The 23,618-nt window shown below is 69.8% G+C and carries 24 protein-coding genes; 9 read left to right on the top strand and 15 right to left on the bottom strand.

What is annotated here, in order from left to right:
- Window positions 1-9: 9 nt before the first annotated feature.
- Both DI005_RS17240 and DI005_RS17235 read right to left on the bottom strand, forming a co-directional pair.
- Window positions 10-210 carry a hypothetical protein gene (locus tag DI005_RS17240; RefSeq protein WP_113642812.1) on the bottom strand — a complete coding sequence of 67 codons (201 nt, stop codon included), beginning with the start codon at window positions 208-210 and terminating at the stop codon, window positions 10-12.
- 184 nt (window positions 211-394) lie between these two features.
- Window positions 395-988: a TetR/AcrR family transcriptional regulator gene (locus DI005_RS17235; RefSeq protein WP_113642811.1), complete on the bottom strand. Its 594-nt coding sequence runs from the start codon at window positions 986-988 to the stop codon at window positions 395-397.
- 135 nt (window positions 989-1,123) lie between these two features.
- Here DI005_RS17235 and DI005_RS17230 point away from each other — a divergent pair, with 135 nt between their 5' ends.
- From DI005_RS17230 to DI005_RS17215, 4 genes are all read left to right on the top strand, one after another.
- The gene (locus DI005_RS17230; protein ID WP_233520172.1) at window positions 1,124-2,317 is read left to right on the top strand and encodes a beta-ketoacyl synthase N-terminal-like domain-containing protein; all 1,194 of its coding nucleotides are present in this window, start codon (window positions 1,124-1,126) and stop codon (window positions 2,315-2,317) included.
- Between the two features lie 71 nt (window positions 2,318-2,388).
- Window positions 2,389-3,198 carry an enoyl-CoA hydratase/isomerase family protein gene (locus DI005_RS17225; protein ID WP_112273603.1) on the top strand — a complete coding sequence of 270 codons (810 nt, stop codon included), beginning with the start codon at window positions 2,389-2,391 and terminating at the stop codon, window positions 3,196-3,198.
- A gap of 358 nt (window positions 3,199-3,556) precedes the next feature.
- The gene (locus DI005_RS17220) at window positions 3,557-4,282 is read left to right on the top strand and encodes an ABC transporter ATP-binding protein (RefSeq protein WP_113642810.1); all 726 of its coding nucleotides are present in this window, start codon (window positions 3,557-3,559) and stop codon (window positions 4,280-4,282) included.
- Entirely contained in the window at window positions 4,282-5,073 is a 792-nt protein-coding gene (locus DI005_RS17215) for an ABC transporter permease (protein ID WP_112273599.1), read from the top strand. Before DI005_RS17220 ends, DI005_RS17215 begins: the two co-directional genes overlap by 1 nt.
- A 13-nt stretch (window positions 5,074-5,086) precedes the next feature.
- Here the strand turns inward: DI005_RS17215 and DI005_RS17210 are convergent, their stop codons facing one another.
- Window positions 5,087-5,635: a TetR/AcrR family transcriptional regulator gene (locus DI005_RS17210; protein WP_113642809.1), complete on the bottom strand. Its 549-nt coding sequence runs from the start codon at window positions 5,633-5,635 to the stop codon at window positions 5,087-5,089.
- A 165-nt stretch (window positions 5,636-5,800) separates the two neighbouring features.
- On the opposite strand from DI005_RS17210, the gene DI005_RS17205 reads away from it, so the two are divergent.
- The 5 genes from DI005_RS17205 (at window position 5,801) to DI005_RS17185 (ending at window position 11,800) form a co-directional block, all read left to right on the top strand.
- Complete coding sequence (locus DI005_RS17205; RefSeq protein ID WP_112273597.1) at window positions 5,801-7,606, top strand: ABC transporter ATP-binding protein; 1,806 nt, start codon at window positions 5,801-5,803, stop codon at window positions 7,604-7,606.
- Window positions 7,603-7,869 carry a hypothetical protein gene (locus tag DI005_RS17200; RefSeq protein ID WP_113642808.1) on the top strand — a complete coding sequence of 89 codons (267 nt, stop codon included), beginning with the start codon at window positions 7,603-7,605 and terminating at the stop codon, window positions 7,867-7,869. The genes DI005_RS17205 and DI005_RS17200 overlap by 4 nt, the downstream gene beginning before the upstream one ends.
- A complete protein-coding gene (locus tag DI005_RS17195) occupies window positions 7,866-9,626 on the top strand; it encodes an ABC transporter ATP-binding protein (protein ID WP_113642807.1) in 1,761 nt (586 codons plus the stop codon). The genes DI005_RS17200 and DI005_RS17195 overlap by 4 nt, the downstream gene beginning before the upstream one ends.
- Window positions 9,627-9,628: 2 nt before the next feature.
- Window positions 9,629-10,600 carry an ABC transporter substrate-binding protein gene (locus DI005_RS17190; protein WP_158559822.1) on the top strand — a complete coding sequence of 324 codons (972 nt, stop codon included), beginning with the start codon at window positions 9,629-9,631 and terminating at the stop codon, window positions 10,598-10,600.
- A 672-nt stretch (window positions 10,601-11,272) separates the two neighbouring features.
- Window positions 11,273-11,800 (top strand): manganese efflux pump, encoded by a 528-nt coding sequence (locus DI005_RS17185; protein ID WP_233520171.1) that lies wholly within the window; start codon window positions 11,273-11,275, stop codon window positions 11,798-11,800.
- On the opposite strand, the gene pqqE is transcribed toward DI005_RS17185, so the two are convergent.
- The 12 genes from pqqE to cofH form a co-directional block, all read right to left on the bottom strand.
- Complete coding sequence (gene pqqE / locus DI005_RS17180; RefSeq protein ID WP_113642804.1) at window positions 11,760-12,884, bottom strand: pyrroloquinoline quinone biosynthesis protein PqqE; 1,125 nt, start codon at window positions 12,882-12,884, stop codon at window positions 11,760-11,762. The two genes, DI005_RS17185 and pqqE, sit on opposite strands and share 41 nt — an antisense overlap.
- Window positions 12,877-13,185: a pyrroloquinoline quinone biosynthesis peptide chaperone PqqD gene (gene pqqD / locus DI005_RS17175; protein WP_113642896.1), complete on the bottom strand. Its 309-nt coding sequence runs from the start codon at window positions 13,183-13,185 to the stop codon at window positions 12,877-12,879. The genes pqqE and pqqD overlap by 8 nt, the downstream gene beginning before the upstream one ends.
- A gap of 5 nt (window positions 13,186-13,190) precedes the next feature.
- Window positions 13,191-13,904, bottom strand: a complete 714-nt coding sequence (gene pqqC / locus DI005_RS17170) for a pyrroloquinoline-quinone synthase PqqC (RefSeq protein WP_113642803.1) — start codon at window positions 13,902-13,904, stop codon at window positions 13,191-13,193.
- Window positions 13,905-13,908: 4 nt separating this feature from the next.
- Window positions 13,909-14,385, bottom strand: coding sequence for an MBL fold metallo-hydrolase (locus DI005_RS17165; RefSeq protein WP_233520170.1), 477 nt, complete (start codon window positions 14,383-14,385; stop codon window positions 13,909-13,911).
- 233 nt (window positions 14,386-14,618) lie between these two features.
- Complete coding sequence (gene pqqA / locus DI005_RS17160) at window positions 14,619-14,714, bottom strand: pyrroloquinoline quinone precursor peptide PqqA (protein WP_112273585.1); 96 nt, start codon at window positions 14,712-14,714, stop codon at window positions 14,619-14,621.
- A 49-nt stretch (window positions 14,715-14,763) separates the two neighbouring features.
- On the bottom strand, window positions 14,764-16,464 hold the full coding sequence (locus tag DI005_RS17155) for a PQQ-dependent dehydrogenase, methanol/ethanol family (protein WP_113642802.1): 1,701 nt from the start codon (window positions 16,462-16,464) through the stop codon (window positions 14,764-14,766).
- Window positions 16,465-16,479: 15 nt separating this feature from the next.
- The gene (locus DI005_RS17150; protein WP_112273581.1) at window positions 16,480-16,941 is read right to left on the bottom strand and encodes an MSMEG_3727 family PQQ-associated protein; all 462 of its coding nucleotides are present in this window, start codon (window positions 16,939-16,941) and stop codon (window positions 16,480-16,482) included.
- A 330-nt stretch (window positions 16,942-17,271) separates the two neighbouring features.
- On the bottom strand, window positions 17,272-19,521 hold the full coding sequence (katG, locus tag DI005_RS17145; protein ID WP_113642801.1) for a catalase/peroxidase HPI: 2,250 nt from the start codon (window positions 19,519-19,521) through the stop codon (window positions 17,272-17,274).
- Between the two features lie 37 nt (window positions 19,522-19,558).
- Window positions 19,559-21,040, bottom strand: a complete 1,482-nt coding sequence (locus DI005_RS17140) for a DNA-binding protein (protein ID WP_233520169.1) — start codon at window positions 21,038-21,040, stop codon at window positions 19,559-19,561.
- A 302-nt stretch (window positions 21,041-21,342) separates the two neighbouring features.
- Complete coding sequence (locus DI005_RS17135; RefSeq protein ID WP_112273577.1) at window positions 21,343-21,831, bottom strand: YkvA family protein; 489 nt, start codon at window positions 21,829-21,831, stop codon at window positions 21,343-21,345.
- Window positions 21,828-22,394, bottom strand: a complete 567-nt coding sequence (locus DI005_RS17130) for a Chromate resistance protein ChrB (RefSeq protein ID WP_113642799.1) — start codon at window positions 22,392-22,394, stop codon at window positions 21,828-21,830. The genes DI005_RS17135 and DI005_RS17130 overlap by 4 nt, the downstream gene beginning before the upstream one ends.
- Before the next feature lie 303 nt (window positions 22,395-22,697).
- The coding region (gene cofH, locus DI005_RS17125; protein WP_113642798.1) for a 5-amino-6-(D-ribitylamino)uracil--L-tyrosine 4-hydroxyphenyl transferase CofH at window positions 22,698-23,618 on the bottom strand (921 nt) is incomplete at its 5' end.

The following is a 23,618-nucleotide window of genomic DNA, read 5'->3' as shown; positions in this document are numbered from 1 at the left end:
GGCGCGTACTCAGTCGTCTTGCGCGTCAGTCGTCAGGAGCGACACGACCGGGACACAGAACATGTAGGCAGCGAGCAGCCATGCGGTCAGACTCACTCCGGCTGGCTGCACGTTTCCGACAGCGGGGATCAAGGCCGCGGCGGCCCATCCGACCAACAGCGTGAATACGGCGATCTGAACGCGGCTGAGCGACGTGCCCGAGCGACTCATGACGGCCTCCGTGGATCTGGTCGGCAAGCGGGACAGAAAGCCCGAAATTTGCCTATCTGGTTAGGTTTGATTCACGGATGTTATGGCGGTGCCGTACGGGCGTCAACGGCCAGCCGCGGTCGCGGCCCCGTCGTCAGGGCGGAACCGGTCACCCGGTGGCGAGGCCCGGAACGCGGAGATCGATTCAGTCGGCAGCGGGAGGGAGGATGTAGCCCGAGAGCAACTGTGTCGCATGCTCGAGCAGCTCGTCTGGGCTCAAGCGTCCCTTGCTGTCGTACCAGCGCGAGATCGACAGCATCATCCCGTTGATCAGGTTGACCACCGTCATCACGTCGAGATCCGGGCGGACGACGCCCTCCTCGGCGCACAGCTTGAACAGGCCGGTCGCGGTGTGGTTCACCTCGCGAGCCCACGAGTTGTAGTTGCGCAGCGCCTTCGGTGAGAGCTGGTGCTGGTCGGCGTGGAGCACCGCGTAATAGGTGCGGTAGCGGATCGCGGAGTTCACCTGCACCTGCAGGTAACGCATCAGCTTCTCCCGTGCCGGGAGGTCGCTTGCGACGATCTCCTCGATGCTGTTCCGCAGTGGGTAGATGATCTGCTCGACGATGGTCTCGAGCAGCCATCGCTTGGACGTTACGTACTGGTAGACGGTCGGCTTGCTGACGCCGGCCTCGGTCGCGATGTCACTGATCGTCGCTTCGACGAAGCCCTTGCGCTCGAAGACCCGCGCAGCCGCGTCGACCAGTTGTTGCACGCTCGTGGCGCGCTTCCGTGCCATCCCGCCTCCTCGCGCGAAGCCTAGCCCACCCGCGTCGCATCACTGGCTCGTGGCACGACCACGGACCGGACTCTTCCGTTCCCGGTTATCATCACTATACTAGTCAGTTAGTTAGGATTGGCACTGGAGAGAGGAATGACCGTGCGGGACGTTGTCGTGGCCGGGGTGGGGATGACCGCCTTCGGCAAGCAGCCGGACAGATCCCTCTCTGGGCTGGCCGCCGAGGCCGTCGGTTCGGCGCTCGAGGACGCCGGCCTCCACGGCGAGGCCACGGACGGGCTGGGGATGGTCTACTACGCCAACGTCCTTTCCGGACTGCTCCAGGGACAGGAGTCCGTGCGAGGTCAGCACGCCCTGTCCCGTACCGCGGTGGCCGGCATCCCGCTCGTCAACGTGGAGAACGCCTGTGCGTCGGGATCGACCGCGCTGCACCAGGCATGGCTGTCGGTCGCCTCCGGTCAGGTGGATGCCGCGCTCGCCGTCGGAGTGGAGAAGCTTCATACCGATGACAAGGCCCAGGCCCTCGCCGCGCTGACCTCCGTTCTCGACCAGGAACGACTCCCGGAAGTGCTCGCCGAGCTCGGAGCGACCGGTGGTGGGTCGGTGTTCATGGACTTCTACGCCCGTGCGGCGACCCGCTACATGGAACAGGCCGGAGCCAGCCTCGAGGACTTTGCGAGGGTGGCGGTCAAGAACAGTGAGCATGGCTCACGCAATCCGAAGGCTCAGTACAGCAGGCAGCTCACGGTCGATGAGGTGCTGTCGGCACGGCCGGTCAGCGGCCCGCTCACCGTTCCGATGTGCGCGCCCATGAGCGATGGGGCGGCCGCGGTGCTTGTGGCCGTACCGGAACTGGCCCGCCGTTGGGGCGCAGATGGTGTTCGCCTGCGCGCTGTGGTGGTGGGGGCCGGGCGCCGTGGAGTGCTTGGAGAACTGCTCCCCGCCGCCGCGCTCCGTGCGTTCGAGCAAGCCGGGGTCGGCCCCGAGGACATCGATCTCGTCGAGTGCCATGACGCGGCCGCGCCGGCGGAGCTGATCGTGCTCGAGGAACTCGGGCTTTGTGCGCCCGGCGAGGCCGTGGCAAAACTACGCGACGGGGCGACCCGGATCGGCGGGGAGCTCCCGGTCAATCCGAGCGGAGGCCTGCAGAGCCGAGGACATCCGCTCGGGGCCACCGGTCTCGCGCAGGTCGTCGAGCTGGCGGACCAGCTCCGTGGCCGAGCCGGGGCTCGGCAGGCTGGTGAGCCCCAGGCGGGTCTCGCCGAGAACGCCGGGGGATACCTCGGACCCGACGCCGCCGCGGCAACGGTGACGATCCTGAGCCGGTGAAACCGGTAGGGGGCGCCCGTCCGGCCGCAACGGCGGCACGGGCCACCGATCGCGAAACGAAGGAGCCATGAATGGCCGTGATCGACTACAGCGTGTACGAGAACATCCTCGCCAGTCGCGCTGGTTCCGTGCTGACTCTGACGTTGAACCGCCCGGAGCGGTTCAACGCGGTCAACCACGAGCTCCACGAGGAACTGAGCCGCATCTTCACCGACGTCGCCGTTGACGACGAGACGTCCGTGGTCGTCCTGACCGGAGCGGGGCGCGCCTTCTGCGCGGGCGGCGACCTGAAGGCCTTCGCCGCGGACGCCGAGGAGCAGGGCCGCACGGGACACTACCTCGATATGGGATCGGCCAAGCGGATCATCTTCTCCCTGCTCGATCTGGAGAAGCCGATCATCGCGAAGGTCAACGGTCACGCGCTGGGTCTCGGTGCGACGTTGGCCCTGTTCTGCGACATCGTCTACATGGCTGATGACGCCCGGATCGGCGATCCGCACGTGTCCGCGGGTGTCGTCGCCGGCGACGGGGGAGCGATCATCTGGCCACAGCTCGTCGGATACGCGCGAGCCAAGGAATTCCTGCTGACCGGCGACCAGCTCTCGGCAACGCGTGCCGCGGACATGGGACTCGTGAACCACGCGGTGCCGGCCGAGGACTTGGACCGGGCTGTCGATGAACTGGCCGCGCGCCTTGCTTCGGGGGCACAGGAGGCCATCCGGTGGAGCAAGGTGTCGGTGAATGTCGGCCTGAAGCAGCTCGCCCATTCGATCCTGGACACGTCGATCGCCTACGAGACACTCACGATGCGCAGCCCCGCGCACGCCGAGGCCATCGATGCCTTCTCCAACGGTCGAAAGCCGGACTTCACGTCACTCTGATCACTGTCGAGGGGCGGTCCGCGCACCGACCGCGACGGCCGGGTCCGCCACGTTGGCTGGACCGTCCTATCGGGACTGTTCGGCGAGGGTGACCATGGCGGGCGTGACCGGACTCGCCGACGGGAGCCGGTGGCACCGTCGGCCCCCGCGGGCCTGTCGCGCCGGAAGCGCCGCGGCCGCCAGGAAGGGACCCGCGGCGGTGTTCCTCGCGGCTCGTCGCGGCTCAGCCGCTCAGCCAGCACGCCTGCGCAGCCGCGCGGCTCCGGGAGCGGCCTCGCGATGGTGGGGCCCCGCCGTGCTGATTGTTCCCAAGGTTGGTAACATTACCAAGACTGGAACAATCAGGGGGTGGTCGCGCATGCGGATCGACGTCGACGGGGTGAGCAAACGGTTCGGGCACGTCCGCGCTGTGGAGGAGCTTTCCTTCACCGTGAGGCCGGGCGCGATCACGGGTTTCCTGGGCCCCAACGGTTCCGGGAAGTCCACCACTATGCGGATCATGCTCGGACTCGTCTCCCCGGACACGGGATCGGCCACGATCGGCGGACGCCGCTATGCCGAGCTCGAACATCCGACTCGCACCGTCGGCGCGGTGCTGGACACGATGCGGGCCCATCCCGCCATGACGTGTCTGGACCACCTGCGGCTGCACGCGCGGCTGAGTGGCCACCCGGTCCGGCAGCTGGACGCGGCGGCCGAGCAGACCGGCGTCGCCACCTTCGCGGCGCGCCGGGTGCGAACGCTGTCGACGGGGATGCGCCAGCGCCTCGCGCTGGCCACCGCACTGCTGGGCGATCCCGGTGTGCTCGTACTCGACGAACCGGCGAACGGGCTCGACCCCCAGGGCCTGGCCTGGCTACGGGACCTGCTCACCCGGCTCGCCGCCGAGGGACGCACGGTGCTGGTGTCGAGTCACGTGCTCGCCGAGCTCGAGGTCATGGCCGACGACGTGGTGATCATCGCCGAGGGCAGGCTCGTCACGGCGGGTCCGCTGCGCGAGGTGCTCGCCGCGGCCGGTGAGGATGGCGCTCCGGCGCGGTCGCTCGAGCAGGTCTTCCTGAGCCTCACGAACGGAGCCGCCTGATGCGCCTGATCGCCGCCGAACTGTTCCGGTTCCGCGCGAACCGGTTGTGGTACTGGTCGCTGCTCGCCGCGCTCGTCCTCGGCTGCGGGTTCACCGCGCTGTTCGCCGTGATCGGGCCGGAGAACTTCGATCCGCCGATGCCCGCGCTCACCACGCACGAGGGCGTGCGGATGATGCTCGGGCTCGCCACCACGACCCTGTTCGTTCCGGCACTCATCGGCGCGATCGCCGTGACGGGCGAGTTCCGCCATCAGACGTTCGGCCACACGGTGCTCGCCGAACCCCGCCGGGGCCGGGTGCTGGCCGCCAAGCTGGCCGCGCTCGCCATCGTCGGCGCCGGGTACGCGCTGGTGGTTACCGCGGGCACACTCGCGGCGCTCTACGGCACCACCGCTGTCGCGGGTACCCGGCTCGGCGCGCCGCCGGGGGAGGTCCTCACCACGCTGTTCGGTGCCGCGACCGCGATGGTCGTGTACTCGGTGGTCGGAGGGGGCATCGGCGCACTCGTGCGGCACCAGCTCGCCGCGGTGGGCGCGGTGCTCGGCTACTTCTCGCTCGGGGAGATCGTCGTGCTGGTGCTCCCCGGCGTCAACGCCGTGTACCCGTATCTGCCCGGTGGAGCGAGCGCGGCGCTGACGGACTTCGGTTACCTGACCGAGGCCGTCGCCGCCGACACCGGAACGGTGACCACGCTGCTGCCGCCGCTCGCCGGACTCGCGGTGCTCCTCGGTTACGCCGTGACCGTCGCCGCGCTCGCCACGGTGAGTTCCCTGCGGCGCGACATCCCCTGAGACCGGTTGACGGTCAGCGCGCGGGAATCAGGGCGCGGCAGAGCCGGGTGAGCCCGTCGAGCACGCGCTGTTCGTCCGCTGGCGTATGGACCACGTGGTCCGTGGCGCCGTGCATGGCCGAGTAGAGGATCACCGCGGTCACCGGCGGATCGGGCACGGGTGGGTCGAGCCGGCCGAGCAGCTCGGCCAGCGCGTCCACCGCGGCATTGGGCGCGTCCCGCTCGATCCCGCTCGTCGGGTGGAACAGCAGGTCGTGCAGGCTCAGCTCCCGCAGGTACTCGGTGACGCCCGCGCGCATCCACCGCTCGACGCTCTCGACCCCGCTCGCCTGCCGCGCGGCGGCCAGCTGCGCGTCGGCGAAGCGGCGCACGAAGCGTTCGCGCAGTGCCTGAAGCAGCTCGGATTTGTTGCTGAAGTGCAGATAGAACGTGCCCTTCGCGACACCGGCGCCCGAGGTGACGTCGTCGACGGTGAACGCGTCGGCGCCATCGCGCTGCAGCAGGGCCTCCGCCGCGTCGAGCAGCTCACTGCGCCGCTGCTCGGCAGGTTTCGTTCGCGTCACCGCACTCCCTTCGACCGAGGCACAGGCTACCCGCGGCCGGACAGCCGCGCGCCGGCCGCGCGCCGCCCCGGCCTTGCATAGGGCAGCCTTACCTCATACAGTAACTGACTGACGGTCAGTCGGCTGTCAGTCTCGCTCATTGCGACCACGAACCCGCGGAGGACCATGACCATCACCGACTCCCGGCCCACGACCCCCAAACCGGAGCCGGCGACCGAGAGACCGTCGGCCGCGGCCGCGGGCCTGGCGCGCACGGGCGCGCTCGCCCGGCTGCTTGCGCCCGTGCGAGCCCACCTGGTGGGGTGCGCCGTGCTCTCCGCGCTGGCGACCGCCGCCGGTTTCGTGCCCTACGTCGCCGTCGCCGAGATCGCCACGCTGGCCCTCGCGGGCGGCTACTCCCCGAGCGCGATCTGGGGCTGGGTGGCCCTGGGCGCCGCCGGCGCGGGCCTTCGTCTGGTGCTCGTGTTCGCCAGCTCGCGGCTCGGGCACTACGCCGACGCTCGCACCCTGCACGATCTGCGCGTGCGGATGGTGCGCCACCTCGGCTCGCTGCCCCTCGGCTGGTTCCGCGCCAACGGCTCGGCCTCGGTCAAGAAACGGATGACCAACGACCTCGAGGAGATGCACCAGCTCATCGCGCACGCGCTGGGCGAACTGGTCGGCGCCACCACCGCGGTCGCGCTCGGACTGTTCTACCTCGCCTCCGTGAACCCGGTGATGACACTGGTGACCGCGGGATCGCTCGCGCTGCTCGGCATCAGCTACCGGATCGCGATGCGGTCGATGACGCTGCACATGAACCGGCTCCTCGCGGCCGAGTCGAGAATCAGCGCCGCGAGTGTCGAGTACGCCGACGGTATCGGCGTGGTCAAGGCGTTCGGCACCGGAGGACGTGTGCTGGAGCGCTTCGGCGAGGCCGTCCGCGAACAGGCGGCGGCGCTGGCCGCGTGGGCGGACGAGACCCGCTACAGCACGGCGGCCTCGCGCCTGCTGGCCTCGGAGATGGCCCTGCTCGGCATTCTCGGCGCTGCGGGATTGGCGCTCGTGCACGCCGGGCAGCTGTCGATGACGGAACTGCTGCCGTTTCTCGTCGTCGGGATCGGCCTGCCGACGTCGATCAACCCGGCAATCCACGGCACGCAGACACTGCGCAAGGGCCGGGTCTGCGCGCAGAACATCGAGGCACTGCTCGGGATGGAACCACTGCCCGAGCCGTCCCGGCCACTCAGCCCGGAGGGCTCCCGACTCGAGCTGGACCGCGTCACGTTCTCCTACGACGGCCACACCGACGCCGTCCGCGACGTGAGCGCGGTGTGCGAGCCCGGAACCATCACCGCGCTGGTGGGCCCCTCCGGCGCGGGAAAGTCCACGATGGCCAGCCTGATCCCGCGCTTCTACGACGTCACCGGCGGCGCCATCCGCCTCGGCGGCGTGGACGTGCGGGACATGGCGGCGTCCACGCTGCTGTCGTCGATGTCGCTGGTGTTCCAGGACGTCATGCTGCTGCGTGACACCGTGACCGAGAACCTCCGCATCGGCAACCCCGGCGCGACTGACGACGAGGTGCGCGCCGCCGCACGGGCGGCGCAGATCCACGATGTCATCGAGAGGCTGCCGGACGGCTACAACACCGTGCTCGGCGACGGAGGCGGCCTTTCCGGCGGCGAGCGCCAGCGGCTCACCATCGCGAGGGCGATCCTGTCGCGAGCGCCGATCGTCGTGCTTGACGAGGCGACGGCCTCGCTCGACCCGGACAGCGAGACAGCCGTCCACAGTGCACTGTCGCGCTTGATCGCGGGCAAGACGGTGATCGTGATCGCCCACCGCCTGCACACCATTGCCGGAGCAGACCAGATCCTCGTCCTCGAGGACGGACGGCTGGTCGAACGCGGCACCCACCACGACCTCATCGAAGCCGGCGGCCGCTACGCCCGCATGTGGGCCGCCCAGCAGAACGGAGACCCGGCATGACCTACCATCGGCCTTTCGCGATTCTCCCGCGCCTTCCCGGCGCATCGCTCGCCGCGCTGCAGTGCACGGACACCGCACCGGAGTCGGTGCTGGACCGGCTCAACTCCGGGCTCACCGTCGCGACCTTCGTCTGCGGGCGCGGCGACACGGTCGTCGTGCTGCGGGAGGGGCGCGTGGTCGAGACCGGCTCCGCGGCCGACCTCGTCGCCGCCGGCGGCGTCTACGCCGGCCTGCGGCGCGCCTGGGCGGGGGTCACCGCGTGATCCGGCACCTCCACCGCCTCGTCCCGCAGCCCGGGCTGCTGCTGCGCCTCGGCGCCCTCACCGCGGTACAAGCCGTGCTGCAGGGCCTGCTGCTCGGCTCCCTCATCCCGATCCTGCGTGCCCTGCTGCGGCCCGAGCCCGACTTCGGTGCGGCGGCGCCGTGGCTGGTCGCCGCCGCGGCCGGGCTCGTGGTCTACGGCGTGCTGACGGTGATCGCCACCCCGGTCGGGTTCGCCGCCAGCTCCGATCTCGCCGGGCAGCTGCGGCGCAGGCTGATCGACCACTCGGCGTCCCTGCCACTGGGCTGGTTCACGCCCGAGCACAAGGCCCGCCTCGCCCGCGCCACCACCGCCGACGCCGCCAACATCGGCAACCTCGCGGTGAGCATCGGCGGGCCCGCCATCACCGCGACGCTCACGCCGCTGACGATCATCGGTGTCACGGTCGCGGTGGACTGGCGCGTCGCGCTGCTGTTCGCCGTGATCATGCCCGTCGCGTTGCTGGCACTGCGCAGGGCCGGCCGCATCGCCTCGATCGCCGACGTCGAACTGGAGCAGGCAGCCGCGGACATCGCGGGCCGCGCGATCGAGCTGGGGCAGGCCCAGCCGGTGCTCCGAGCCGCAGGCCAGAGCTCCACCGGCACGACGCGGATGCGCGAGGCACTCGACGAACACCGCACCGTCTACCGGCGCGGGCTCCGGCGCTCCATGGCTCCCGACCTCACCTACACCGGCGTCATCATGGCGGGGTTCGTCGCGATCCTCGTCGTCAGTGCGCTGTTGCTGCTCGACGGCACGCTCGGGGTGGCCGAGGTGGTGGCACTGCTGGTGCTGGCCGTCCGGTTCCTCGAGCCGCTCGGCAACCTGGTGGAGCTGATCGGCGCCCTGCACGCCATGGACAACGCTGTCGGCAGGGTCCGGGCGCTGCTCGCGACACCCCCATTGCCCGAGGCCGACCGGCCGGTGACCGAGCTGCCCGGCACGTCGGTGGAGCTGTCCGGCGTCACCTTCACCTATCCCGGCGGCAGCACACCCGCGCTCGCGGGCGTGTCGTTCACGTGCGCGCCGGGCAGCACGACCGCGATCGTCGGGCCTTCCGGATCGGGCAAGACCACGGTGACCCGGCTGATCGCCCGGTTCTTCGATCCCCAGGAGGGCTCGATCCGCATCGGCGGCGTCGACGTGCGTGAGCTGGATCAGCGGACACTGCTGGACAGCATTGCCGTGGTGTTCCAGGACGTTTACCTCTTCGACGACACGATCGAGGAGAACCTGCGGCTCGCCAAGCCCGACGCCACCGACGCCGAGCTGGCCGAGGCGGCGCGCGCGGCCCGTCTCGACGAGGTAGTCGAGCGGCTGCCCGAGGGCTGGCACACCCGAGTCGGCGAGGGCGGGTCGCGGCTCTCCGGTGGCGAGCGCCAGCGCGTCTCCATCGCCCGCGCGTTCCTCAAGCAGGCCCGCATCGTGCTCATCGACGAGGCCGCGTCCGCGCTGGACCCCGAGAACGAGCGCGCCGTAAGCCAGGCCATCGCAAGGCTGGCCGCCGACCGGGGGCGCACCGTGCTCGTCATCGCCCACCGCCCCGCCACCCTCGACGCCGCCGATCACGTGCTCACCCTCCACAACGGACACGTTGCCGAGGCGGGCACTCCTGCGGGGCTACGGGCCACGGGTGGACTCTTCGCCCGGCTCTACGACCAGTACGACCATGCCCGTTCCTGGCGCCTCGACCGCGAGAGCGCGACGGAGGTGGGCTGAGGGTGCGGACCGCACTCCGCGGGCTCGCGGCCGTGACGCTGCTCGCCGTCACGGCCTGCGGGCCGGGCGACGCCGCGCCGCGGCAGCCAGGCGGACCGGAGGTCACCGTGCGCTCCGCCGTGGGCGAGGTGACGCTGCCCGTCACCGACACCGGGATCTGGGCGCTGGACGAGGCGAGCGCACTGCACCTGCTCTCGCTCGGTGTCAGGCCGACGCACGCGGCGCGAAACGCCTACTCCGGCGATGAGATCGTGACAGCCTCCTACGCGCTGCTGGAGGAGGCCGGCGTCGAGCTCGTCCCACCGCAGCGGCCCGAGCTCGTCGCCAGCGCCGAGCCCGCGCTGATCGTGGGCGTCGACTTCCCCGCCCACCACGAGCAGCGCGCCCAGCTCGAGCAGATCGCCCCGGTGCTTCTCACCGACGACAACCTGCCGTGGCAGGAGCAGCTCGCGTTGCTGGGCGCCGTCACCGGGCACGGCGAGCAGGCCGACGCGCTCACCGGACGGCTGATGGCCCAGGTCCGCGACACCGCCGGGCGGATCGCCGCGTCCGAACACGCCGGGGCGTCGGTCTCAGTGCTGTCCGACTGCGGCGACCAGGCGTGTGTGTACGGCAGCGGACGGGCGCTGGGCAGCCTGCTGGCGCAGCTGGGGTTCACCCGGCCGCAGGCCCAACGTGACAAGGGCGGCGAGTGGGGCTACGACATGGTCTCGCGGGAACGGCTGGCCGAGCACACCGCGGACATCGTCCTCTCGCTCGTGGGCTCGATCGGCGGGGACCTCGTGGCCGGCGACTCGCCGCTGCTCGACACGAGCCGCGCGGTGACCGCCCCGGTGGATTTCGGCGCGTGGTACGGCTCGGGCACGCTGAACCTGGTGTGGATGCTCCACGACCTGGAGGCGATCCTGTTCGACGACGGGAAGACCGCGACCGCGGCCGAAGCCGGCCGGCTGTGGTCGAGGCTCGACGGCTAGGTCAGCTATGCCGCGTCTGACAAACGCCATTGCCGGCTGCGGGGGGCCGCGCGGCGCTCGGTTGGTGCGGGACACCCGCGCCCGGGCATGCGTTGGTGGAAGGCCCAAGCACGGTCCGTCCGCGAGGGCCTTCCACCGCCTGGTGAGGCACTAGACTGATCCCGCTCGCCGGGCCTGCCCGGCTGACGCAGAACCTCCTGGTGGCAGAGAACCCGGACGCCACGGCCGGGCCGGGATCCAACGGATGGAATCTTCGTGCCTGTCCGGGCAGGTGTGGAATTGCTAGCGAATCCGTTGGAGAACACGTTCTTGAGCAACGCCCGGAACCGTTCCGAACAACTTCCTGCTATGGGCTCGCGGCACCCCTGTTTTTGAATGTTCGAAAAATCAGAATGACAGGGGTGAGATTTTCGCGACTCCATTGTCCGGGCCGCCGGTTCGTGCGCGGCGAGCCCGCGGCGGCGCTGCGAATGCGCTCGTCAGGAGACTTGGCGGGCCTGCGTCCGCTGTCGGAGGCGCGGCGCCGGGAAACTGCCGGAAATCGGCTCACCCGGGTTCATTTCACGTACCGCCTGAGATATTATCTCCAACCATGGCGGATGGTAGCCGAGACACAGTCGTCCCCGCCGGCGTCGGTCGTCATCGGGCAGTGGCCTCGCCATGATCTGGGAAGTGCTGGTCCTCGGTTTTGTACTCAGTCTCGACAATTTTCGAGTCTCGATCGCGCTCGGTACCGTCCCATTCGGTCTGAAGCGCGCGGTGCAGGTCGCGCTGACCTTCGGGCTGTGGGACGCGATCATGCCGCTGGTCGGGCTGTTGATCGGCAACAAGATCGGGGAATCCATCGGGGACGTCGCAGAATGGGTGGGCGCGGCCGCGCTCGGCGCGTACGGCCTGTACCTCGTGATCTCGGCCCTCCGGAACCCCGAGCCGGACGAGCTGGACCACCCGTGGGCGCTGTTCGGCATCCCGTTCATGCTGAGCCTGGACAACCTTTTCGCCGGGGCAAGCCTGGGGATTCTCGGGTTCTCGCCGTGGTTCTCCGCCGCTGTCTTCGGCATCATGACGGCGGTGTTGTCGCTGGTCGGACTGCGGCTGGGGCAGGCAGCGGCTCGCCTCATCCGGATTCGCTCGGACCTGGTGAGCGGGGTCACCCTGATCATCGCCGCCGTGGCGCTGCCGTTGGTGTTCGGGGGCTAGGGCGAACCCCGTGCGGCCGGGGGATCAGCGGAAGCGCGTCGGCCCGCGAGTCGGCGTTGGCTGCCTCAACGGCCTTGGCGACCAGGCCGTGGTCGGGCGAGAGGTGGCAGACCGGGTCGGTGCGGGCGGCGTCACCGGTGAGCTGGAACGCCTGGCAGCGGCACCCGCCGAAGTCCAGCTCCCGCCGGTCACAGCTCCGGCAGGGATTCGGCATCCAGTCCGTCCCCCGGAACGCGGTCATCACCGGGGATTCGGCCCAGATCCGCTCCAGCGTGTCCTCCCGCACACTGGCCCGCGGCAACGGCAGGGACTGTGCGGCCGGGCAGGGCAGGACGTCTCCGTTCGGCGTCACGGTCAGCTGCCGGGAGGCCCAGCCGCCCATGCAGGGCTTCGGGTAGCGGCTGTAGTAGTCGGGGAGGACGTAGATGACGTCCATGCGGTTCCGCAACCGCTCGCGGGCGGCCCGCACGACGACCTCGGCGGCCCGCAGCTGGGCCCGGCTCGGCAGGAGCGCGTCACGGTTCCGCAGGGCCCAGCCGTAGTACTGGGTGTTGGCCAGCTCCACCCGGTCGGCGCCCACCTCCTCCGCCAGCTCGAGCACACCGGCGACGCGGTCGATGTTGTTCCGGTGCAGCACCACGTTCACGGTGAGCGGCCAGCCCAGCTCCTTGACCAGGCCCATCGCCTCGATCTTGCGCCTCCACGACGGCGTCCCGGCGATCCGGTCGGAGACGGCCGGCTCGTCGGCCTGGATGCTGATCTGCACGTGGTCCAGGCCGGCTGCCCGCAGCTGCTCGGCCCTCGGACGCGAGAGCCCGACGGCGCTGGTCACCAGGTTGGTGTAGAGGCCAAGGTCGTGGGCTTCCGCCACGATCTCCGCCAGGTCGCGCCGCAGCAGCGGCTCCCCGCCGGACAGGTGGCACTGCAGGACCCCCAGGTCGCCGGCCTCGGCCAGCACCCGCCGCCACTCGTCAGTGGTCAGCTCGGCGGAGTAGTCGGCCATGTTCAGCGGGTTGGAGCAGTACGCGCAGGCCAGCGGGCAACGGTAGGTGAGCTCGGCGAGCAACCCGAAGGGGCTATCCATCTGCGAGCTCCACGCAGCGCCGGGCGACGAGCCGGGTCAGGAACTGCCGCACCTCGTCGCCGGGGACGGTCTGATATCGCGCGCCGAGCTCGGCGACGATCTCTGCCACGGTGTGCCGCCCATCGCACAGCGCGAGGATGTCCGCGCCGCTGCCGTTCAGAACCACCACCGTCTCGGGGAGTTGCAGGATGGGACGCTGCCTGGTCCGGCAGAAGGTCAGCCGGACGTGGCGCGCCAACCGAGGCGTGTCCGAAGTGGACAATCCGCCGTCGGGGTGGGTTCCGGCTGTGCTCGGGTACATCACGGTCACTCCGGGTAGGCCTGGTCGATGGCGTCCATCAGGCTCCACAGGACGTCGCACTTGAACGACAGCGCGTCGACGGCGCGCGCCTGGGACTCGGCTGACCGGCAGGACGCGGTGACCACCTCGAGGGCGTGCTCGCAGTCTCGGGGGGCCTGCTCGAGGCGGGCGCGGAAATAGGCGAGACCCTCCGGGTCGATCCAGGAGTACCACCGCTCGAACGCGGCCAGGCGCTGCGCCATCAGGTCGGGAGCGAACAGCTCCGTCAGTGAGGAGGCCACCGCCTCCACCCATGGGCGGGTCCGGGCGAAGTTCACGTAGGCGTCGACCGCGAGCCGCACCCCGGGGACCAGGTGCCGGTGGTCCCGGACCTCTTCGCGGGTCAGCCCGGCGGCCTCGCCGAGGCGCAGCCACGCCTCGATGCCGCCCTCGCCGGTGGCAGTGCCGTCGTGGTCGACGATCCGCCGGAGCCAACGGCGGCGGACCTCCGGGTCGGGGCAGTTGGAGAGGATCGCCGCGTCCTTGCGGGGGATGTTCTCCTGGTAGTAGAAGCGGTTGGCCACCCAGCCCTGGATCTGCCCGCGGCTCAGCCGGCCGGAGTTCATCCGTACGTGGAACGGGTGCTGGTCGTGGTAGCGCCGGGAGTGGGCCCGCAACGTGTCGACGAAGCCGTCCGCGCCGGTGCTCGCGGTCGCGGTTGTCCCGGTTGTCGTCGGCATTGCCCTACACCTCGACCTCGAGGCCGTCCATGGCCACCTGCATGCCGCTGTCCTCCACGACGCGCCGCTCGGGCGAGTCCTCCAGCAGGATCGGGTTGGTGTTGTTCATGGGCACGAAGATCGTCCGCCCCACGGCGAGCGAGGGCAGCTGCGCCAGGCTGCCGTCCCGCCCGTCGATGGGCAGATGCCCCATCTCCCGGGCCGTCTTGCCTGCCAGGCCGAGCCGTACCAGCTCGTCGTCGCGCCAGCAGGACCCGTCGATCAGCAGGCATTGGCAGCCCTGGATCTCCATCCGCAGCGCCGGTGTGACTGCCTGCACGACCGGCAGGTACGCCAGCGTCCCCACACCGCGCTCGTCGGTCAGCCGGTAACCGGCGACGCGTCCGTGGACCACGCTGGGCACGTCGAACGCCCGGCAGGTCAGCCCGTCGGCAAGGGTCGTCTCGGCGCCGGGGACCACCGCCCGCTGATCAGGAGCCAACGCCGGTAGTCGGCGCTGACCGCAACCGACGACTGGGTGCGCGCGAGGCCGGCCCCGGGACGGACAGCGGCGCACACCCGGCAGCCGCGGTTCCACTGCGGGGAGCCGCCTCCGGCCGCCGAGCCCAGCACTCGCGGCAACACCATGACACTCCGTCCGTGGTCGCCGTCCGTGGCCGTCCGAGCCGTCGGGAGGGCGCGGGACCCGGGGGTCCAGCGCCGCCCCACGTCCCGTTAGTCCTCCAGCTGAGCGACGTACATGGTCACTTCGGGCGCGACTCCGATCTCATCGAACTCGGGCGTCTCCCACACAGCGAGCTCAGACTCCATGGATCCACCTCCTCTCTGCCAGACGGCTCCGGCAGGTGGTCTCACGGCGCTACGACGTTTCCGGGAGGGCGAACGTGATCAGCGCGCTTCCGTGGCCGGCGCCGAGCATGCCGGGGAGGAATCCCTCGGACCAAGCGCCCCATCCGACCGGCACGGCGACGTACTGCCTGCCGTCGACCATGTAGGTCGTCGGGTTGCTGTGGTGGCCGCTTCCGCACTGGAACTGCCAGAGCAGCTCCCCGGTCCGGGCGTCGAGCGCGTTGAACTCCCCGGTCGGTTCACCGGCGAACACCAGGTCGCCCCCGGTGGCAAGCACCGAGGCGCACATCGGAAGCTCGTTGCGCCAGCGCCAACGCTCGTCGCCTGCGGCGTCGAACGCGCTGATGCTTCCTGTCATCTCCTCGATATCCACCTGAACGCCGGCGCCCCAGTAGGGGATGCTCTCCCTGAACTCCCGGCGTCGCCGGGTGGCGGTGGCCCCGACATCTTGGACCGGGACGTAGAAGAGCCCGGTCTTGGGACTGTAGGCGGCATGGGTCCATTCCTTGGCGCCGGCCGGCCCCGGGTAGAAGTGGACCGGCACCCCCTCCTCGTCGGGGTACACCTTGGCCGTCACCTGGCCGTCCCTCGTGATCGCCCCCCAGGTGATCCGGTCCACGAAGGGGGTGATCTGGACCAACGCACCGTTCGTGCGATCCAGGACGAAGAAGTAGCCGTTCTTGTCGAAGTGTCCGAGGAGCTTGCGCCCGTCCGACTCGAACAGGATGCACTCGCCGATGCTGTCGTAGTCCCACACGTCGTGTGGGGTGCACTGGTAGTGCCAGCGGATCTGGCCGCCGTCGACGTCGACGGCGACGATGCTGTCGGTGTACAGGTTGTCGCCCTCGCGGACTCCTCCGTCGAAGTCGGGCGCCGGGTTTCCGGTGCCCACGTACAGCAGGTTGGTCTCCGGGTCGAAGGTCGCGGTGATCCAGCAGTTCGCGCCACCACGCGCCCAGGCCTCGCCATCGGCGGGCCAGGTCTCGGCCCCGGGCTCTCCGGGCTTCGGGACCATGTAGCAACGCCACTGGTACTCACCGGTCTCGAGGTTGAACGCGTCCAGGTGACCGCGAACGCCGAACTCCCCGCCGGAGCTCCCGACGATCACCTTGTCCTTCACGACCAGCGGCGCGACCGTGGCGCTCTCGCCGGCCCGCACGTCCCCGTAGGTCTTGTCCCAGACCCGCTTGCCGGTGGTGGCGTCGAGCGCGAGCACATGGGCATTCGCCGTGACGACGAAAACCTTCCCCGCTGCCACGGCGACGCCGCGGTTCACGTTCCCGCAGCACAGCGACACGTCGAAGGGGACCGCGTGCTTGTACCGCCAGATCTCGACACCCGTCTTCGCGTCGAGAGCCCAGACCCAGCCGTCCCAGCCTGCGAGGAACATGACTCCGTCGACGACGATCGGGGCGGCCTCGAACGAGTAGGTCGACGCGCCCGCGATCATCCCGGTCGTGCCGGCCTGGAAGACCCAGGCGGGACCGATCCGCTTGACGTTCTCCGTGTTGATCTGGTCCAGCGGGCTGTACCGCTGTCCGTTGTAGGCGCCGTAATAGGTGAGCCAGTTCTGGGGCTCCGACCGAGCGTTCAGAATGCGCTCGTAGTCGACCCCGCGAACCACGGGCGGCGCGACGTCTCCTCCTGGGATCTTGCCGCTCAGGTTTCCCTGGTCGATGGCCTCGCCCGCGTCCACATATTCGACGGTCATCGTGCGTCCTCCAATCTAGGGCCGCGGCTGGTCGGGTCGGTCGAGGCGAGCCTCCGGTGGAACGTCTCCCAGCACCACGATGGCGCCGGTCAGTCCCCGGCCTTCGTCGTTGCCCGTGGGTGAGCTGAACCAGTAGTAGCCAGGGCCGTCGAGGTTGAGCTTCGCCCTTCCTCGCGAATGATTCACCAGCCAAATGAATTTTCTGTCCCCATTGCTCGGCAGGAGCGCGCAGTGCGTGTTCAGGTCGTCATTGATGAGTTCGAGCTCGATATCACCCCCGTGGGGCATGACCAGAATCGAGGGATCCCAGCTGATCTCATCGGGCCGGATCCGGATTGTCGCCTCCATTCGGCCATCGGCCCTCTCTGTAGCCTGCCCAATGGTTCCGGTCCCAAGAACCTGACCCAATGCCGCCTTGTTCTGCGCGTCCAACCCGAGCTCGTCCAGTAGACCGGCTCGGTCCTGCGCGGTCGTCATCGGGCGTCACCTCCTCATCCAATCCTGTATCTGCTTGGCACAGGAAGCACGCGGTGCGACATGGCAATGGGTCGGCTGACCGAATCCCCGGATTCGCCGGTGCTGCCGGCGGTAGCAGACTTGAAGGCGCGAATATGATTGTGATTGCATGAGAACCATCACATCGAAACCAATTGCGTGGTCTTATTCCTGAATTGCAAAATCACCAATCAAGCAAAACTCTACGCCGGGTGAATCGCACCGACAAGGGCAAGCGCCAAGTCGGGCGGGCCATGCCGTTCGCCCGCCACCAGGTACCGTTCGTACCCGATTTCCCGCCGTTACGAGGGATCAGGCCATGTCGTACCGGTCGAGGTTCATGACCTTGTCCCACGCGGCCACGAAGTCGTGCACGAACTTCTCCTCGGCGTCGTCGCTCGCGTACACCTCGGCCAGCGCTCTCAGCTCGGAGTTCGAGCCGAACACGAGGTCGACGCGGCTGGCGGTCCACTTGACCTCACCGATGCGCCGGTCGCGGCCCTCGAACGTCTCAGCGTCCTCAGCCACCGGCGACCACTCGATGCCCATGTCGAGCAGGTTCACGAAGAAGTCGTTGGTCAGTAACCCGGGGGTCGAGGTGAGCACACCCAGCCGGGACCGCCCGTAGTTCGCGCCCAGCACGCGCAGGCCCCCCACCAGGACGGTCATCTCGGGCGCGCTCAGGGTCAGCAGGTTCGCCCGGTCGACCAGCCGGTGCTCCGCCGGCAGCCGGTCGCCCTTTGCCCGGTAGTTGCGGAACCCGTCCGCGGTCGGCTCGAGCGGCGCGAAGGACTCCACGTCGGTCCACTCCTGGGACGCGTCCATGCGTCCCGGGGTGAAGGGGACCTCGACGTGGTAGCCGGCGGCCGTCGCGGCCTGCTCGACCGCGGCACATCCGCCGAGCACGATGACGTCGGCCAGCGAGATCTTCTTGCCCCCGGTCTGAGCGCCGTTGAAGGACTCCTGGATCTTTTCCAGGGTGCGCAGCACCTGCGCGAGCGTGTCCGGCTCGTTGACCTCCCAGCGGCGCTGCGGCTCGAGGCGGATGCGCGCTCCGTTGGCTCCGCCGCGCTTGTCGCTGACGCGGAACGTCGAAGCCGACGCCCACGCCGTGGACACGAGCTGGGCGGCCGGCAGCCCGGAGTCGAGGATCCTGGCCTTGAGCGCGGCGACGTCCGTGTCGTCCACCAGCTCGTGGTCGACGGCGGGGATCGGATCCTGCCAGAGCAGCCGCTCCTTCGGGACCAGCGCGCCGAGATAGCGCTGGATCGGGCCCATGTCCAGGTGCGTCAGCTTGAACCAGACCCGCGCGAACGCGTCCGCCAGCAGGTCCGGGTTCTCCAGGAAGCGCCGCGAGATCGGTTCGTAGACCGGGTCGAATCGCAGCGCGAGGTCTGTGGTCAGAATCGTCGGGGCGTGCGTCTTCGACGGGTCGTGGGCGTCCGGCACGGTGCCGGCCCCGCCGCCGTCTCTCGGAATCCACTGCCACAGGCCGGCGGGGCTCAGCTCGAGGTCCCATTCGTAGCCGAACAGGGTCGCGAAGAAGCTGTTGTCCCACCTCGTCGGCGTGGGCGTCCACGTACCCTCGAGTCCGCTGGAGATGGTGTCGGTTCCCTTTCCGGTGCCGTAGCTGCTCTTCCAGCCCAGGCCCTGCTCCTCGATCGGCGCGCCCTCGGGTTCGGGGCCGAGGTGGCGTTCCGGGTCGGCCGCGCCGTGGGTCTTGCCGAACGTGTGCCCTCCCGCGATCAGCGCGACGGTCTCCTCGTCGTTCATCCCCATGCGCCGGAACGTCTCGCGGATGTCCCGGGCCGCCGCGAGCGGGTCCGGGACGGTGTTCGGGCCCTCCGGGTTGACGTAGATGAGGCCCATCTGTACGGCGGCCAGAGGATTCTCCAGCTCCCGCACTCCGCTGTGGCGTTCGTCGCCGAGCCAGGCGCGCTCGTGGCCCCAGTAGACGTCCTCGCCGGGCTCCCAGACGTCCGTGCGGCCGCCGGCGAAGCCGAAGGTCTTGAAGCCCATTGTCTCCAGCGCGCGGTTGCCCGCGAAGATCATCAGGTCGGCCCAGGAAATCTTGCGGCCGTACTTCTTCTTGACCGGCCAGAGCAGACGGCGCGCCTTGTCCAGGTTGCGATTGTCGGGCCAGCTGTTCAGCGGCGCGAAGCGCTGCATGCCGGCGCCCGCGCCCCCGCGGCCGTCGTCGACGCGGTACGTGCCCGCGCTGTGCCACACCATCCGGATCACAAGCGGCCCGTAGTGGCCGAAGTCGGCGGGCCACCACTCCTGCGAGGTCGTCAGCACCTCGTCGACATCCCTCGCCAGTGCGTCGAGGTCGAGCGTCCGGAACTCCGCGGCGTAGTCGAAGTCCTCGCCCATGGGGTCGCCCGCGGCGGGGTGTTTCCGGAGGATCGTCAGATTGAGCCGGTTCGGCCACCAGTCGCGGCTGCTCGCGCCGCCAGTCGGGTGACCGCGGTGCCCGGCCGGGACGGAGAGGCCGAGGCCGGCCGCGTTCCCGCTGTTGCTCTCGCCGACGGTGCTGTCCGAGGCGTCCGGGCTGTCAGACACGGGAATCCTTCCGAGAACAGAGGTTGTGCTGGGGAACTCAGATTTCCAGCGCGCGACGCACGGCCGGCGCGTTCCGCCGGGACACCGGCACCATCGTGTTCGTCCGGTCGTCCATGACCAGGGACAACTCGCCCTTGCGCCCGCGTTCGACCTCGCGGATGCGGCTGAGGTTGACCACATACCGTCGGTGCACCCGCAGGAAGCCGGCATCCGCCAGCTCACCGTCGAGCTTGTCCAGGCCAGGGGAGGCGGCTCTCAATCGCCCCTGGTCGGTGGCGAGCAACACGTCGTTTCCTTCCGATTCGGCGAAGGCGACCTCCGGTAGCCGGAGCAGCACCATCCGGTTGTCGCGCGTCGCGACCAGTCGGCGCGGCTGCGCACGAGGGGATGCGGACGCTTCCGCCTGGGGCAACGGCGCCCCGTCGGAGGCGCCGAACGAGACCAGGTTCCCGATCAGGCGGCCGGAACTGAAGACGGGGCGGATGCTGATCGAGGTCGGCTCATCGGCGAGATGGGTGAAGATCTGCGTCGAGCCGACCCAGTCGGGATTGTGGGCTGCCTGCCGGACGGCATACCGGACGGCTCCGACCAGTTCCGGCAGTCCGGGGTTCCAGCGCAGGGTGGGGTCGACCGCCGGGGTTGAGGCCGGGACGCCCATGAGCACACTTGCCATGTCGTCGGCGATCACCACCTTGCCCGCGGTGTCCAGCGCGGCGAGCATCGCCGTGGAGTGGGCCCTGGCCTGGGTGAACGCGGCGACCAACTCCGCGCCGCTGTCCCGGGCGTGCTTCTTCAGCGTGCATTGGGTCAAGGTGGCCGCGTTCGCCAGCCAGCTTCCCGCGGAGGGTGGAAGCTGGCTGCGCCAGCAGGAGATGTTCAGTACCGCGATCGGCTCCCTGGTCACCACGTCACGCACCGCGACGCCCGCACAGACCCAGTTGTGGAACGCCTGGCACCAGTGCTCCGGTCCCCTGATCGATATCGGGCCGTGCGCCTCGAGCGCCGTGCCCATGCCGTTGGTGCCGGCCGCGCACTCGGACCAGCAGAACCAGGGCGCCAGATTGGAGTCGGTGGCCCTGGCGAGGGTGGCCTGGTCACCCCACTCGGCCAGGATCCGGCCAGTGGCATCGGTGACGGTGACGACGCCACCGAGGTTGCCCATTTCATGCGCCACGGAGGCGGCACGAAAACCCAGCTCAGCGAATACGACATCGTGCTCGGGCGTATGGTCGGGCTCCGCGACCGCTATCGGAGCCGCTGTGAGGTGCGGGTCGACCCGGTACTGCTCTCGGCAGCGATGCCAGGAGATCGCCACCAGGGGCCGGACAGCCGGGACTTGATCCTCGCCCTGCACGAACCGTTCCCATGCCGCGAGCACGGTGCCGCTGCCCGGGTTCGCAGCCACGGGCTCAAGCCGATGTGCATCCCTCATGGTGGAGAACCGCCCTTGGTTCATCCCCAACGCCCGACGGTGTGCCCGTGGTCCGCGCTGGTCCCCGCTGGTCGCGGCCGGGCCCACAGCGGACTGGACACCGCGTCGCGCGTCTTCCTGCCTTGTCATTCGTTCCAGGCTGTGTCACAGACCGGCACTCCTCACTGTAGGCCGAAGTCGCGGCAGCGCTACACCATCTTTGGCCTGGATACCCGTTGCCGGCCGCGCACGTCCCTCTCCGGGTCGCGGATGCGGAATGTCGCTTGCGGGACGAGATCGGCGGATGTTTCACCGGGGCCGAGCGGGAAGGGTGTCTCGGGGCCCGCGTTGTGCCGACATCGGCCGCCGACTCGCAACCGGAGCCGACAGGGTTTGCCCGTGCGTGAGCGTCACCGTGAACGCCGTTGGTGCTGCCGGCAGGCGGGTGGGCAGTGCTCGGACTGCTCGGTGGTTTCTGGGCGGGTGCGTGTGGTCAGGCCGAGGAGCCGGGTCAGGGCGGTGAAGCCGTCGTCGGTGCCGGGCCAGTGCGCGCGAACCGGGTCGAGGCCGGCGCGGCGGACCATCGAGCGGAGGACGGCGGTGGCGATGATGGCGTCGTCGGCGTAGCCGAGGACGGGGATGAAGTCGGGGACCAGATCGATGGGGATGGCGAGGTAGGCCAGCAGCAGCCCGAGCCGGATCCGGACTCCGCGGGGCAGAGTGGTGTCCGCGGCCAGCCTGCGCACCAGGCGCAGCACATCAGGCAGCACCCGCACGGCCTCACGCAACAGTCCTCCGCGCGGACGCAAGACCATCAGTGCGATCCCCAACGCCAGCCAGGCCAGTACGAGCGTGGCGACGACGCTGATCAGGAGGTCCCACCAGAACGAGCCGGTCACGAGTCCGCCACCGCCCGCAACCGGCGCGGGCTTCGCCGTGCAACGGGGTCAGGTGCCTCTGCTTGGAAGGCTGCCTGCTCGAACGCCGCCAGGTCGGCGGCGGCCTCGTCCACCGCGTCCCGGGCAGCCCGGCCGCCGGGCGCGTCGAAGTAGTCCCTGGCGGCGATCTTGGTCAGCCAAGTGCGGAAGCGTGCCAGGTCGGCTTCGGACTCCTCGACCTCGGCGTAGGTTGCCCGGCCTCGAGCGCGCTCCTGCGCGAGTTCCTGCCGCAGGGCGGGCAGGCGGTCCAGGACTTCGGCGTACTCGGCGTCGCGGGCGGCATTCATCTCGGCGACCACGGCCTGTTCCTCGGCGGGCTCTGTGAAGCGCATTCGCAGTACGCGGGCGGTGCCGCCCTGGTGGCGGACCCGGTCGACCAGCCGCCGGACCTGCCGCACCACCTCGTCGTCGGCGGGCAGCAGGCAGACCGATTGCTGCAGGTAGAGCGCGCCGAGTGAGCGCAGCTTGCGCCACACCCGCACGCGTAGCGTGCCGGCAGCCCCAGCGGTTGAGATGCTGATCATCAACCACTCCCTGCCGGCATTGCTGGTCACACAGCCATGTTACAGCCGTAACAACCCGGCATGTTGGCTCTCGCACCTGTCGACGTCGCCGCGCGGCTGCGGCGGTCCCGCAACCACGGCTGGGCGACCGGGCCGGCCCCGACGGCGGCCGGTTGAGCTTCCGCCGACAGGGGCCGGGGCTGCCCGCGGAGCCGCAGTTGCGTGACTCAGCGCGGGATCGGGGTGCCGATCGCCCGTCGTGGGGTCGAGGACCCGGCCCGAACCGCTGTCGCGCGACGGGTGTTCTCGCCGACGTGTCGCGGGTCAGGTGGGGAGGGGGGTTCTGCCGTAGGTGGTGGTGCGTTGGCGGGAGGGTCGTCCGGCGAGGGTGGCGAGGTGGTTGAGTTCGGTGGTGGTGCGGGAGGAGCCGTGTTCGGAGCCGGCCATGCGGGAGATGGTTTCTTCCATGAGGGTGCCGCCGATGTCGTTGGCGCCGCCGCGGAGGATGTGGGCGGTGCCGTGGTCGCCGAGTTTGACCCAGGAGCATTGCACGTTGTCGATGCGGCCGTGCAGGGCGAGGCGGGCGAAGGCGTGCACGGCGCGGTTGTCGCGTGTGGTGGGGCCGGGGCGGGCGAGGCCGGCGAGGTAGATGGGGGCGTTGGTGTGCACGAACGGCAGTCCGACGAATTCGGTGAAGCCGCCGGTGTCTTCGGCGATGCCGGCGAGCACGCGCAGGTGGCCGAGCCAGTGGCCGGGGTGGTCGACGTGGCCGTACATCATGGTGCTGGAGGAGGGGATGCCGAGCCGGTGGGCGGTGGTGATCACGTCGATCCAGGTTTGGGCGGGCAGTTTGCCTTTGGTGAGTACCCAGCGGACGTCGTCGTCGAGGATTTCGGCGGCGGTGCCGGGGATGGAGCCCAGGCCGGCGTCGCGCAGTTCGGTGAGCCATTCCCGCACGCTGACTCCGGCTTTGGCCGCGGCGGAGACGATTTCCATGGGGGAGAAGGCGTGGACGTGCATGTCCGGCACCGCGGTCTTGATGGCGCGGACGATGTCGGCGTAGTAGCCGATGGGCAGTTTGGGGTCGATGCCGCCCTGCATGCAGATCTCGGTGGCCCCGGCCTGCGCGGCCTCGACGGCGCGGGCGGCGACGTCCTCGGTGGAGAGCCGGTAGGCGTCCGGGTCGCGTTCGCGCTGGGCGAAGGCGCAGAACCGGCAGCCCACGTAGCAGACGTTGGAGAAGTT

The organism is Prauserella sp. PE36, from assembly GCF_003311655.1.
In the GTDB taxonomy this organism is placed as follows: Bacteria; Actinomycetota; Actinomycetes; order Mycobacteriales; family Pseudonocardiaceae; genus Prauserella_A; species Prauserella_A endophytica.
The sequence above is the reverse complement of the archived record's forward strand: the minus strand, read 5'-3'. Positions and strand labels throughout refer to the sequence as shown.

Excerpts from the sequence above, each read along its gene's own strand:
- DI005_RS17240 (WP_113642812.1), bottom strand. The coding sequence starts at position 210 with ATGAGTCGCTCGGGCACGTCGCTCAGCCGCGTTCAGATCGCCGTATTC.
- DI005_RS17235 (WP_113642811.1), bottom strand. The coding sequence starts at position 988 with ATGGCACGGAAGCGCGCCACGAGCGTGCAACAACTGGTCGACGCGGCT.
- DI005_RS17230 (WP_233520172.1), top strand. The coding sequence starts at position 1,124 with ATGACCGTGCGGGACGTTGTCGTGGCCGGGGTGGGGATGACCGCCTTC.
- DI005_RS17225 (WP_112273603.1), top strand. The coding sequence starts at position 2,389 with ATGGCCGTGATCGACTACAGCGTGTACGAGAACATCCTCGCCAGTCGC.
- DI005_RS17220 (WP_113642810.1), top strand. The coding sequence starts at position 3,557 with ATGCGGATCGACGTCGACGGGGTGAGCAAACGGTTCGGGCACGTCCGC.
- DI005_RS17215 (WP_112273599.1), top strand. The coding sequence starts at position 4,282 with ATGCGCCTGATCGCCGCCGAACTGTTCCGGTTCCGCGCGAACCGGTTG.
- DI005_RS17205 (WP_112273597.1), top strand. The coding sequence starts at position 5,801 with ATGACCATCACCGACTCCCGGCCCACGACCCCCAAACCGGAGCCGGCG.
- DI005_RS17200 (WP_113642808.1), top strand. The coding sequence starts at position 7,603 with ATGACCTACCATCGGCCTTTCGCGATTCTCCCGCGCCTTCCCGGCGCA.
- pqqE (WP_113642804.1), bottom strand. The coding sequence starts at position 12,884 with ATGGATAGCCCCTTCGGGTTGCTCGCCGAGCTCACCTACCGTTGCCCG.
- pqqD (WP_113642896.1), bottom strand. The coding sequence starts at position 13,185 with ATGTACCCGAGCACAGCCGGAACCCACCCCGACGGCGGATTGTCCACT.
- pqqC (WP_113642803.1), bottom strand. The coding sequence starts at position 13,904 with ATGCCGACGACAACCGGGACAACCGCGACCGCGAGCACCGGCGCGGAC.
- pqqA (WP_112273585.1), bottom strand. The coding sequence starts at position 14,714 with ATGGAGTCTGAGCTCGCTGTGTGGGAGACGCCCGAGTTCGATGAGATC.
- DI005_RS17155 (WP_113642802.1), bottom strand. The coding sequence starts at position 16,464 with ATGACCGTCGAATATGTGGACGCGGGCGAGGCCATCGACCAGGGAAAC.
- DI005_RS17150 (WP_112273581.1), bottom strand. The coding sequence starts at position 16,941 with ATGACGACCGCGCAGGACCGAGCCGGTCTACTGGACGAGCTCGGGTTG.
- DI005_RS17130 (WP_113642799.1), bottom strand. The coding sequence starts at position 22,394 with ATGATCAGCATCTCAACCGCTGGGGCTGCCGGCACGCTACGCGTGCGG.